Below are 12,062 nucleotides of genomic sequence, written 5' to 3' on the forward strand. Positions count from 1 at the left end.
AAATTGATAATTGGAAATTGGAAATTCGCCGCGTTAGGCGGTTTTCGGAGGGATCGCATAGTGGCATTGCAAGAGGTTGCTAACCTCTGACGGTCTTAAAGCCGTCCGTGGGTTCGAATCCCGCTCCCTCCGCTTTCACCCGCCGTAGCTTTATGCGCTGGCGGGTTTTGCTTGAATCTACCGCGGGCGATAGCGGATAAGCCCGCTCATAAAAATAGAACTGCCGAGGAATAAGTGATGATGCGCAAAAAAGACTAAAGACTGGTTCTGACGGGATCGTGTTTTTGTTGGGTCTTGTTTAATCTTAATTGAGCGTAGCGAAATCAAGATTAAACAAGCACTCTTGTTGAATCTTACATAATCTTATATAGTTAAAATAGAAGATTAATTTTTTTATTTACTTTTAATTGCGAAATCATTATTTATTCAAAAAATGGAAAATAAATTTAATGTTCGTTTGGAGAATTTGCCGGCGGAGATTTGGCGGATGGTGAGCGAAATTGACGAGTACAAGGGCCGGTGGATTGCCGGGGCGCAGTTGAACCCGCAGGTGCTGGGACGCTTGAAACGGTCGGTTCTGATTACTTCCACCGGCGCTTCCACGCGGATTGAGGGCTCCAAGCTCTCCGACGAAGATATTGAAAAAATGATGCGAGGGATAGATATTCAAAAATTTGCCGATCGCGACAAGCAGGAAGCGCGAGGATATTATGAATTGTTAGAGAATGTTTTTAATTCTTGGCAATCGCTTAACTTTTCGGAAAACACCATCAAACATTTTCATAAGGAGCTTTTGAAGTATGTGGCCAAGGATGAGGGGCATCGAGGAGAATATAAAAAACAAGACAATAAAGTGATTATGGTTAACGGTGCCGGGCAGTCGGTTGGCGTTTTATTTGATACTACTTCGGTTCATTTGACGCCCAAGGAAATGCAGGAGCTGGCGGAGTGGGCACAGGTTGCGTTTAAAGAAAAGAAATATCATCCGCTTTTAATAATCGCGAATTTTATTGTTGAATTTTTGGCAATTCATCCATTCCAAGATGGAAATGGCCGGCTTTCCCGTGTTCTTACCAATTTATTGCTTTTGAAAAGCAATTATCAATACGCGCCCTATGTTTCTCACGAGAAACTTATTGAGGATAACAAACCGGAATATTATCTGTCGTTGCGGAAAAGCCAAAAAACATTTTTGTCTGCCAATGATTTAGCTATGGAGGATAAGACGCCAAAAGAGGATATTGCTTCTTGGTTGGAGTTTTTCTTGGGAATTATTTTGAAGCAATCGCGGATGGCGATTGATTTGCTTTCAAGGGAGAATATCGAAAAATTGCTCTCGCCCAAACAACTTAAAGTTTGGGAATATTTTCAGCAGGCAAACGAAGCGACGCCGGCTCAAATCGCCGCCGCCACCGGTATCGCTCGCCCCACGCTGAACCAATCGCTCGATAAACTTCTGCGTCTGAAAAAAATTGAACGCCTGGGCCAGGGCCGCGCCACTCGCTATCGCAAAATATAGTGAGCCGCGCAACGGGGTACAGATCATCCGGCCGGGTATTTATTAATAATCTTGGATTGCGAAACCCTTCAAAGCATTTGGATTTAATGGTTTCGTAATTCAAAGTAATAAACATTTAATTTGAGAGTGTAGAAAAACTATTTTCGGAACGAAATTTTCAGATTTCGAGCGAGAAAAATGAGGAAGGAGAAGGCATACTTGACTTAAAGTCTGCCGCCGACTGACGAATTTTTCGTAGCCGAAAGATGGAAATTGCAGTTGAAATATAGTTTTTCTACACTCTCAATTTAACTTTGGCTCGTTCATCTGCTTTGATAAAGTATCGTCCAAAACCATGATGGCTTTAATCCATTTCCTTGAAACTTAAACGCATTGAGGATAATATCCAAAACCTTGCGAACCCTATTTCTATTTTCAAGTGAAAGATTGTCAAATTTAGCCATATTTTTTCATTACTTTTTTATACCCGACTGGTTGAGGCAATCTTAATGGTTCCGTCGATTTATTTCAAGATTAAAGCAAATCAACCTTGACAATGACCAATAATTTGGTTAGGCTTTGGTCAGAAAAATTTTTGGAGGTATATTAGTGCCTTTTGTAGAAAATTCACAACAAGCAACCAAGGAAAGGGTTATGGAAGGAAGTATCAGCGATACCGCGATGGAGCTTATGAACAGACTTCACCTGCTTGGAAATGGAAGCACAGAAGAAGAACTTTCTTGGCTTTGCACCGCAATCAATAGTAAATACAATGAAGGTGACATAGAGAGTATTTACGGATTGCCGGATATTCTGCTCGCAAAAGTCATAGAGCATAATGATGGTAAACTTCTATCGTGCGCGGCAATTATTGCCAAGGCACTCCATTTGCCAGTCTTCGAAGCAAAAAAGGCTATTGAAGCATTAGAGGAATAAATTTATTTTAATTTATTTTCTTTTTTTTATACGCTTATTGGTCTAACAATTTCTTATTCATCAGGGACTTCCTTTTTTATCGTTTTATCTTATCGGGACGAGATTAAGTCTTTCCAGTTCTATACCGACTGTTTTCCAATCTACCGTTCTAAACTCATTCACTAACGCCCGCCTTCACCCCGCCGCCGCTTTATGCGAAAGCGGGCTTTGTTTTCAGAGGGTCTAACCCTCTGAAACCTTCTGAATTTTAAGTGAGGCGGTTTTGCTTTCGCGAAATCGTTTTTTATTCTAAAATGGAAAAATGGAAAATAATTTGAAAGATATAAAAGGGTTGTCTTCCCGGGAAGTTGAGGAAAGATTGAAAACCGATGGTTATAATGAAATACCGGCGCAGGGGAAGCGCGGATTTTTTGCGATATTCGTTGAGGTTTTGAAAGAGCCGATGCTTTTGATTTTGGTGGCCGCGGGAGCGATCTATTTCTTTTTGGGCGAGCCGCGGGACGCATTGATGCTTTCCGTTTTTGTGGTGTTTATCGTGGGGATAACTTTTTACCAGCAGCGCAAAACCGAGCGCGCTTTGGAGTCGTTGCGCGATCTTTCCAGTCCGCGCGCGCTGGTGATTCGCGACGGGGCGCCGCGCCGCATTGCCGGAAGAGAAGTGGTGGTCGGCGATATTTTGGTTTTGCGCGAAGGCGACCGGGTGGCCGCCGATAGCGCGGTTTTGGAGTCGGTAAATCTGATGGTTGACGAGTCGTTGTTGACCGGAGAATCGCTGGCGGTGGCCAAATCAATTTGGGACGGCAAAGAAGATGCCGCGGCGCATCGCCCGGGGGGTGACAGCCAGCCGTTTATTTATTCGGGGACATTGATTACCCGCGGCCACGGCTTGGCGCGGGCGCTGGCGATCGGCGCGGCGACGGAAATGGGCAAGATCGGCAAATCGCTTCAGGGGATTAAAGAAGGGGAAACTCTTTTGAGCAAGGAAACCGGGCGTTTGGCCAGGATATTCGGGATTATCGGATTGTCATTGTGTTTTCTGGCGGTGGTATTCCGATATCTTTCCAGCAATGAACTGCTTCAAAGCATTTTGTATGGCTTGACCATCGGAATGTCGATGTTGCCCGAAGAATTTCCGGTGGTGATGCTGGTGTTTTTGGCGCTGGGCGCGTGGCGTATTTCCAAGCGCAAAGTTTTAACGCGCAACGCGTCCGCGATCGAAGCGCTGGGCGCGGCCAATATTTTGTGCGTTGATAAAACCGGCACATTGACGCTAAACCAAATGCGGTTGCAGCAGTTATCGTCGGGCGTTGCCAACATCGATCTTGCCGAATATGAGAGCGGCGAAAAAGATTTGCCCGACCATTTTAAAAAATTGCTGGAATACGCGATGCTGGCGAGCCAGTCGGACCCTTTTGATCCGCTGGAAAAAGAAATAAAAAGGACGGGAGATTCATTTCTGTTCTCGGTTAATCGTTTGCAAGAATCATGGAAGCTGGTTAAGGAATATCCGTTTGCCGGAAATCTTTTGGCGCTTTCCCATGTTTGGGAGCCGGGTGACGGCGATCGTTATGTGGTGGCGGCCAAGGGCGCGCCTGAATCAATTATCGATCTTTGCCATTTAAGCGCCGCCAAGAAGGCGGCGGTTGAAGAACGGATGAAGCCGCTGCTTGAAAAAGGATTGAGATTGATTGCCGTGGCGGCGGCGAGCGCGGAAAAAACAAAATTGCCGGATTGCGGCCAGCATGATTTTGATTTTGAGTTCGTGGGGTTGCTTGGATTTTGCGATCCGATCCGGCCGTCGGCGGCGCGCGCGATAAAAGAATGTTATGACGCGGGAATCCGCGTGTGTATGATCACCGGAGATTATCCGGGAACGGCGCAGCACGCGGCGCGCGCGGTCGGGCTTAAAAATCCGGATGAATATTTGACCGGCGACGATCTTGGCAGTTTCAGCCATGAACAGTTGCATAAGCGTTTGAAAACAGTGAATATTTTCGCGCGCGTGGCACCCGAACAAAAAATGCTGATCATCAACGCGTTTAAGGAAGGCGGAGTTGTTATCGCGATGACCGGGGACGGCGTGAACGACGCGCCGGCATTGAAATCCGCCAATGTGGGCATTGCCATGGCCGAGCGGGGAACCGATGTGGCGCGCGAAGCCGCGGATTTGGTTTTGTTAAACGATGATTTCGCGTCGATCGTGGCTGCGGTGCGGATGGGCCGGATGGTTTTCGACAACATTAAAAAAGCGATCAGCTATATTTTCGCCGTGCACATTCCAATCGCGGGAATGTCGTTTTTGCCCGTGGCGCTGGGAATGCCGGTGGTTTTTTATCCGGCGCATATCGCGTTTTTGGAATTGGTGATTGATCCGGCGTGTTCGGTGGCGTTTGAAGCCGAACCCGAAGATGAAAATGTAATGAGCCGGCCGCCGCGAAAATTGGACGAGCCGCTGTTCGGCAGAAAAGAGATTTTGAGAAGTTTGATGCAAGGCTTGGGAGTGTTGGCCGCGGTATTTTTGGTTTTTCTTTTCGCCATCTGGTCGGGCCGGAGCGAAGGGCAAACGCGCGCGCTGGCGTTTTTAACCATCGTTATCGCCAATTTGTCATTAATCATTGCCAATCTTTCTTCCGGCAATCCGTTCAAGGTTTTTGCCAATGGCAACAAAGCGTTTCGATTCATATTCCTCGCCACTTTAATCACGCTGACTTTGGTATTGTGCGTTCCGGCGTTGCGAAGCATTTTCCATTTTGATCCGATCGCCGCTTCCGATATTATTCCGGCAATCGCCGCCGGCGTTTTGGGCGCTTTCTGGTTGGCGCCGTTGAAAATATTTTTTAAACGAAAATCTTGATTTTTAGCGTTTAAAATGGTTTAGTAAGGATGAAATGTTTTGTCGGCGCAAAGCCGCGGCAAGACGAGGAGGGTTGGCTGAGTGGCCTATAGCGCTGGTCTTGAAAACCAGTTGGGGGCAACCCCTCGGAGGTTCGAATCCTCCACCCTCCGCCATGACGATGTCAGCCTGTTTGCCTACGACGGATGCCGCGATCCGAATATTTTAGGAAAAATCGCTCTTTGGGCGATTTCTTAGTATAATCAAATTAAATATTTATGGGTAATGTATTAAAAAACAACCCAAAAGCATACTTGCAGATAATAACATTCGCAATCTTGCTTTTTGTTTTTTATAAACTGGGCTTCCCATCGTATTTTATTGTTGGGATGGGGATTTTTATTTTACTGCTCATTTTGTTAAAGGGAAAACTTTTTAATAAGATTGATTCTTTTTTGACCGCCAGATTGCCTTTTCTTTCCAAGCAAAGCCCGCGCGTTAAAAAGCTGATTATCGCGATTGCTTTTGTTATCGCGTATATTTTTTTGAAACAAATCGCCTTTTTTGTTTTGTCGCGGTTCGGGGTTGATGTTCAAAAAATAATAATGGATGGCGTTAATAATAATTGAAAAAGGTAATTGGAAAAATACCATGGCGGATTTTATTAAAACAATTTAGAATACCATCGTAATAAAATATTTATTCACGGCTAGCTTTGATTTTATGAATAAAGAGATTATAACAACAAAAATAGCGATTTTCCGAAAAAAAGAGATACGCAAAATCATTCATAATAACGAGTGGTATTTTTCAGTTTCTGATGTAATCGAGGCATTAACCGATACTGTCGATGTCAGAGATTACATAAAAAAAATGAGAAAGCGTGATGTTAAGTTGGATGATTACTGGGGGACAAATTGTCCCCTGCTTGGAATGATTGCGAAAGATGGCAGAAAAAGGAAAATTACCAGTGCGAATACAGAAGGAATTTTTCGTATTATCCAGTCAATCCCGTCTCCAAAAGCCGAACCATTCAAGCGTTGGCTGGCAAAAGTGGGATATGAAAGAGTGCGGGAAATTGAAGATCCGGAATTGGCAACCAAGAGAACGAGGGCGCTTTATAAACTCAAAGGGTATTCTGAAAGTTGGATAGAAAAACGAATGCGCGGAATTGCCATTCGCGAAGAATTGACGGATGAATGGCAAAAATGCGGCGTAAAAGAGCAAAAAGAATATGAGATTTTGACCGCCGAGATTTCCAAAGCCACTTTCGGCATGACTCCGAGTGAATATAAAAAGCTGAAGGGGCTAAAAAGACAGAATTTACGCGACCACATGAATGATCTGGAATTGATTTTTAATATGCTTGGTGAGCGGGTGACAACAGAAATATCGCAACAAGAAAATCCGGATACTTTTGTAAAAAATAAAAAAGTGGCAAAAAGAGGCGGTGGTATTGCCGGAAATGCCCGCAAACAAACAGAAAGAGAATTGGGCAGGCCGATTATATCAAAAGAAAACTATTTGCAAAAACCAGAAGAAAAGAAAAGGTTGAAATAAGAATCGATGCTTTGCCGAATTTAAATGGTCGCCAATAAATAATGATTTTTGTAAAAAATTAGTTTGCGAACAAGGGAAAATTTAGGTGGCAGGTATCGATTCCAATAAATTTCATTTATAATTCACTTAATAATAAACTTATAAAAAAAGTTGGTTCCGCGAATTGCGAACCCGTTACCGGCAAATCATTGACCTGGCAAATCACCGGAGCGGTGTTTTTATTATTGGCGTATTGTTAATTTACAAAAATATTAAAAAGCAAAAAATATGAACAAACAATATGGATGAAAAAGTAAAACAATACATAGATAAACAAAAATCTCCGCAAAAAGAGATTATTATGGCTGTCCGAAGAATATTTTTTAAAACCTTGAAAAATTGCGGGGAAAAATTTGGTTGGGGTGTAATTGTCCTATGCGGGGGCAAGTTTTATATTGCGGCCATGGAAAGCAGGGTGCATGTCGGTTTTTCCATCCTTGGCTTAGACAAGGAAGAAATTAAATTTTTGGAAGGAGGGGGCAAAACAATGAGACATATTAAAATTCCGGATTTAGCCAGCATTGACGAAGAAAAATTAAAAAAATTAATTAAATTGGTCGATAAAAATGCCAAGTGTGTTGAGTGTTGAAATTATTATTAATATAATTAAACTATGAATAAATTTTGTGGAAGCTGCGGAATGCCATTAACTAAAAAAGAAGATTTTGCGCAAGGAGACGAAAATTCAAATTTTTGCCTGTATTGCGCCAATGCGGACGGTAGCGTTAAAACTTGCAAAGAGATTTTTGAAGGCGGTGTTCAATTTTTTCTGAGTCAAATCGGCGGCGACCGAAAAATGGCGGAAAAAATTACCCGTAAAAATATAAGCGGATTGCCGTATTGGCAGAACAAAGATTGCCCGATTCTTCAGGGAGAAATGGCAACCGATGAAGAATTTGCCGAAGTAATGAAGAAATTGGGGTAAATGGAGGTTTGAATTTTAACCGCCGCGCAATTCGGAATGTTTTAAAGAAAAATCGCTCTTTGGGCGATTTTTTAGTACAATCAAGTTAAATGCGAATATATCCTATAAAAGATAAAGCATTTAACCAATCTAAATGGCGGATTTGATAAATTATAAAAACATTATGAGAAAAATCATTTTGGGAGCGGGGGTTCTGCTGGTTATCGGCGGGGCGGTTTATTTTGCCGGCAATTTGCCAAAATCGGAAAAAGAGCCGGACGCGGCGGCGGATTCGCGGTGCGTTCAAATATGCGATGAGGCAAAATCAATCTGCCCTTCTTTGACGCAATCCGCCGATTGCGCGGCCGAATGCGCCGGTTGGAGCGAGGAAGTGAAAAATAAAGTTGCCGCGGCCGGAACTTGCCAGGATTTATCCGGCATTCCCGAGCTGGTGTCGGTGTTAATTCCGGAAATGAACGCTCCCGAGCCGATAAATCCGAGCAATGATTGCGAGGCGGCGTGCGGCAGTTATGTTTCAAAATGTTTGAGCTTGGTGCCCAATGCCACCCCGGCATTGTTTGAAGAGGGGCAGTCGTCTTGCATGGACGAATGCGCCGGCTGGAACGCGGCAAAAGTGGAATGTATGATTTCCGCTTTTGATTGCGAGGCAATGACTGATGTTTGCGGGTTATAACCAAACTTATGGATAAAAAACTTTTAATCGGTTTGGGAGGGATTGCCGCGGCCGGGCTTATCGGCGGCGGAGTATATTTGGCGAGCAATGAATTTGATTTTCTCAAACAATCGGACGCGGAAGTGGAAGAAGAGCGCCGCCAAACCGCCCAAAAAATCGACAATCTCTATTTTGAAGAATTGAAAAACACGGAGCGATATTCTTTTTGCGTCGGCAAAGAAAAAATCACCGGCACCTACAAAAGCACGATTATGGGCGGCGAGCGAGGCGAGGTGAACTATTCTTCGGATGACATCAGCTTGTTTGACAAAGAGCAGAACAGGATTTATGTCTTGGGGCGGACGATTGATTATCAATATAACGGAGAGGCGCGATATGATGTTGCCCCCGGGGTTGGCACGGTCAAGATCAAAGAAAGCGGGCAAACAACCGAATATTACCAAAAAAACACCGCGCCTCTCCGCTTGGATTATTCGGCCAACACGCTTTTTCCCGCGCCCGAACGCAAACAAAAAGATTGGGTGGCGATTAATACTGATATGTTTGGCGCGGTGATGAGCGCGTCGGGAGAAAGAAATGAGAACGACCGGGGAGACGCCAAAACATTTTGTTTGCCGGTGAATTTGAATTCCCGATTTTTAGCCAGCGGTTTTTCGGCGGATTCCGCCAGGGTCATTTATAACGGCGATTGCGACACTCCGGCAGTCAACGACGGGGTGAGTTTTTCCGGCCGCTATAACTACACTTGCGATTTTATTGATTACGGGCAAGCGTTTGTTTTGATGGAAGATTATCGCGCCAAAGAATCCGCGTCCGCGCGCGCCCAAGACGCGTCTTTGGCGGAACAATTGGAAATGCAAGCCGAAGACGAGGAAAGCCGCCCCTCCGATGAGGAAATGCGCCAACGGCTTGAAGAATTGAAGCGCGAGATGCAAGCCGATGTGTCGGCGCAATAGAAACAAAACAGTAATCATTGGAACCCGTTTATTGAGTTTTGTATTTTAAGGGTCTATCCCCTGCGACTTCTCTTGAGGCTTTTGCGAATGGCGATGTTTATTTTGGATTCATTAGCAATCACAGCCAACTCTGTAAAAAATAAGATTATGTAATGAAACTATATAAAAATTGCGGATTTCGACAAACTATATATAGTTTGTCATTGGACAATTATAACGGGACGGGTTAGCCTTAAATAAAGGTCATAATTTAAAAATAATTAAAATTTAAAAACAAAAATATGAAAGGTTTTTCAATCAATATAGAAGACGCGGCAAAAGAAAATGAAAATTTTCGCAAGGTGCTTTATACCGGCAAATTCAGCCAGCTGGTGGTGATGAACCTAAAACCCGGCGAAGAAATCGGCGCGGAGGTTCACGAAACGCATGATCAATTTTTTCGCTTTGAAAAAGGGGAAGGCAAGGTAATAATTGATGATAACGAATACGCGGTGGAAGATGATTTTGCCGTGATCGTGCCCGCGGGCGCCAATCACAATGTGGTCAACACCGGCGGTGAGGATTTGAAACTCTACACGATTTATTCTCCCGCCGAACATCGCGAAGGAGTGGTTCATGCCACCAAAGAAGAAGCGGTGGCCGACGATGAACACTTTGATGGCGTCACTACCGAATAATTTCATTGTTCCATATCGCGATATTGGCGATTTGCCGGATTTTTTGGCGCAGGGCGTCCAAAATATCTTCGGTGGCGATTTGACCGGTTTTTATCTCACCGGTTCTTTGTCTTACGGCGATTTTGAACCGGGGCGCAGCGACATTGATTTGGCCGCGGTTTTGGAAAAACCGGCGCAACCCGATCAAATCGACAAAATCAGAAAATTGCATCAGGCGGCCGAACAAAAATTTAATCAATGGGCGGGAAGAATCGAATGTTCTTATGTTCCGCGATCGATGCTGGCCGAGGTTTTGCCGCCGAAAGAGCCGCGGCCATACTTTGGCGCCGGTATTTTTTATCCCGCCGCGCCTTACGGCAACGAATGGCTTATCAACCGGCATTTTCTTTACCAAAACGGGATCGCGCTTTTGGGGCCGGATTTTAGAACGCTGGCGGCGCCGGTGGCAACGGCGGATTTAAGAGAGGCGTGCGTTCGGGATTTGCGCGAAGAGTGGGCGCCCAAAATCAACGACGAGAATTTCTTGAATAACAGCCATTGCCAATCGTATGTTGTTTTGAATTTATGCCGGATTCTTTATGCCGTTGCCAACGGCGAAGCGGTTTCCAAAAAAGCCGCGGCCGAATGGGCAAAATCCGAATATCCGCAATGGAAAGATTTGGTAGAAACCGCCGAAAGCTGGGGTTATGGAATAGAAATGGAACGCCAAAATGAAACAATCGGGTTTATAAAATTTGCCGTCGCCAAAGCGAATCCGTTGAATAGCGGCAGTTCTTGACAATATTGAGTGGTGATATACAATGTAATTATATTGTATATATTATAATCAAAACCAATATGAGCGAGGTAATTAATTTTCGAGTTGATAAAAAAGTGAAAAGCGAAGCGCAAGCGATTGCCAAAAAAATGGGGCTTAATTTGAGCGATGTAATGAATCTTTTATTGCGCCAGATAGTTCGCGATAAAACGATTGAAATTAGACCAAGAGAATTGACTAAAAAAGTGAAATTGGCGGTGCATGTGCCGGTGGCGCACGCCGATGTTGTGCGCCGGGCGCTGGGGGTGGCGGGCGCGGGGAGGATCGGGAATTATGGTTTTTGCTCGTTTTCATGCCGGGGAACGGGGCGGTTTTGGGGAAACGAAAAATCCCATCCGGCCATCGGCAAGGCAGGCAAGCTGGAAACCGCCCAAGAAGAACGGATCGAAGTCACGGTGCCGCGCGCGATTTTGCAAGAAGTGATCGCGAAGATGAAATCCGTCCACCCTTACGAAGAACCCACATTCGATATTTACCCGATTGAAAACTGATTATGAACGGAATTAATCAACCAAATCAAAAAATTGATAAAAAAGGAATGTTTTGCGAATGGGAGCGAATGGTTTTACAGTATTCATTTGTTGGCGGTGGAAAAATTTGCCAAGGAGCTTTTGGGAAAATTGCCCAAGGCGGATAAAGAATTGGTGATGCTGGGGGTTTGGTTGCACGATTTGCAACGGGTGCGTGGAATAAAAGGTGATCATGTGAAAATTGGCGCGACAGAAGCGGGCAAGACCATGGAACAAATTGGATATGGGCAAGAAGCGATTGAGCGCGTTAAGGAAACAATTTTGGCGCATAGCTACGATGGCAAAGTCCGGCCCAAAACATTGGAAGGCAAGATTTTGGCGACCGCGGACGCGATGTCGCACTTTACCAATGATTTTTATTTGGAAATTGCGGTTATGGGTCGGCGTGATGTAAAAGGTTTCAAAAAATGGGCTTTGGAAAAAATAGAACGCGATTATCACAAAAAAATATTTTTCCCTTTTGCCAAAAAAATTGTCGCCAAACACTATCGTGCTTTGAAAGAATTTCTAACGATGGGAGGATGAGGTTTGTTTTCCGCTTTGTGATGAAAATATAGGATAACTTTTAATTACGAAACCGTTGAATTCAAATACTTTTAAAGGGGTCTAACCCCTGCG

14 protein-coding genes and 2 tRNA genes are annotated in these 12,062 nt (G+C 44.4%); 15 read left to right on the plus strand and 1 reads right to left on the minus strand.

What is annotated here, in order from left to right; all coding sequences use genetic code 11:
* Window positions 1-46 precede the first annotated feature (46 nt).
* Together L7H18_00350 and L7H18_00355 are read left to right on the plus strand one after the other, a co-directional pair.
* A tRNA-Ser gene (locus L7H18_00350) sits at window positions 47-132 on the plus strand.
* 301 nt (window positions 133-433) lie between these two features.
* On the plus strand, window positions 434-1,519 hold the full coding sequence (locus tag L7H18_00355) for a Fic family protein (GenBank protein ID UMX47984.1): 1,086 nt from the start codon (window positions 434-436) through the stop codon (window positions 1,517-1,519).
* 302 nt (window positions 1,520-1,821) lie between these two features.
* On the opposite strand, the gene L7H18_00360 is transcribed toward L7H18_00355, so the two are convergent.
* Window positions 1,822-1,962 (minus strand): hypothetical protein, encoded by a 141-nt coding sequence (locus L7H18_00360; GenBank protein ID UMX47985.1) that lies wholly within the window; start codon window positions 1,960-1,962, stop codon window positions 1,822-1,824.
* 115 nt (window positions 1,963-2,077) lie between these two features.
* Between L7H18_00360 and L7H18_00365 the strand changes: the two genes are divergently transcribed.
* The 13 genes from L7H18_00365 (at window position 2,078) to L7H18_00425 (ending at window position 11,969) form a co-directional block, all read left to right on the plus strand.
* The gene (locus L7H18_00365; GenBank protein ID UMX47986.1) at window positions 2,078-2,434 is read left to right on the plus strand and encodes a hypothetical protein; all 357 of its coding nucleotides are present in this window, start codon (window positions 2,078-2,080) and stop codon (window positions 2,432-2,434) included.
* A 301-nt stretch (window positions 2,435-2,735) separates the two neighbouring features.
* Window positions 2,736-5,288, plus strand: a complete 2,553-nt coding sequence (locus L7H18_00370; GenBank protein UMX47987.1) for a cation-translocating P-type ATPase — start codon at window positions 2,736-2,738, stop codon at window positions 5,286-5,288.
* Window positions 5,289-5,355: 67 nt separating this feature from the next.
* Window positions 5,356-5,443 (plus strand) — tRNA-Ser (locus tag L7H18_00375).
* 102 nt (window positions 5,444-5,545) lie between these two features.
* Window positions 5,546-5,896: a hypothetical protein gene (locus L7H18_00380; GenBank protein UMX47988.1), complete on the plus strand. Its 351-nt coding sequence runs from the start codon at window positions 5,546-5,548 to the stop codon at window positions 5,894-5,896.
* Between the two features lie 94 nt (window positions 5,897-5,990).
* On the plus strand, window positions 5,991-6,827 hold the full coding sequence (locus L7H18_00385) for a Bro-N domain-containing protein (GenBank protein UMX47989.1): 837 nt from the start codon (window positions 5,991-5,993) through the stop codon (window positions 6,825-6,827).
* A 280-nt stretch (window positions 6,828-7,107) separates the two neighbouring features.
* Window positions 7,108-7,455 (plus strand): DUF1801 domain-containing protein, encoded by a 348-nt coding sequence (locus tag L7H18_00390; protein ID UMX47990.1) that lies wholly within the window; start codon window positions 7,108-7,110, stop codon window positions 7,453-7,455.
* A 24-nt stretch (window positions 7,456-7,479) separates the two neighbouring features.
* On the plus strand, window positions 7,480-7,791 hold the full coding sequence (locus tag L7H18_00395) for an AraC family transcriptional regulator (GenBank protein ID UMX47991.1): 312 nt from the start codon (window positions 7,480-7,482) through the stop codon (window positions 7,789-7,791).
* Window positions 7,792-7,954: 163 nt separating this feature from the next.
* On the plus strand, window positions 7,955-8,464 hold the full coding sequence (locus tag L7H18_00400) for a hypothetical protein (protein UMX47992.1): 510 nt from the start codon (window positions 7,955-7,957) through the stop codon (window positions 8,462-8,464).
* An 8-nt stretch (window positions 8,465-8,472) separates the two neighbouring features.
* On the plus strand, window positions 8,473-9,420 hold the full coding sequence (locus L7H18_00405; GenBank protein UMX47993.1) for a hypothetical protein: 948 nt from the start codon (window positions 8,473-8,475) through the stop codon (window positions 9,418-9,420).
* Between the two features lie 281 nt (window positions 9,421-9,701).
* Window positions 9,702-10,097 (plus strand): cupin domain-containing protein, encoded by a 396-nt coding sequence (locus tag L7H18_00410; protein ID UMX47994.1) that lies wholly within the window; start codon window positions 9,702-9,704, stop codon window positions 10,095-10,097.
* Window positions 10,036-10,875, plus strand: a complete 840-nt coding sequence (locus L7H18_00415; protein UMX47995.1) for a DUF4111 domain-containing protein — start codon at window positions 10,036-10,038, stop codon at window positions 10,873-10,875. Before L7H18_00410 ends, L7H18_00415 begins: the two co-directional genes overlap by 62 nt.
* Window positions 10,876-10,934: 59 nt before the next feature.
* Window positions 10,935-11,405: a type II toxin-antitoxin system RelB/DinJ family antitoxin gene (locus L7H18_00420; protein UMX47996.1), complete on the plus strand. Its 471-nt coding sequence runs from the start codon at window positions 10,935-10,937 to the stop codon at window positions 11,403-11,405.
* A 33-nt stretch (window positions 11,406-11,438) separates the two neighbouring features.
* Entirely contained in the window at window positions 11,439-11,969 is a 531-nt protein-coding gene (locus L7H18_00425) for an HD domain-containing protein (GenBank protein ID UMX47997.1), read from the plus strand.
* The last annotated feature ends 93 nt before the right edge of the window (window positions 11,970-12,062 follow it).

The organism is Candidatus Nealsonbacteria bacterium DGGOD1a, assembly GCA_022530585.1.
Classification (GTDB): Bacteria; Patescibacteriota; Minisyncoccia; order Minisyncoccales; family UBA5738; genus UBA5738.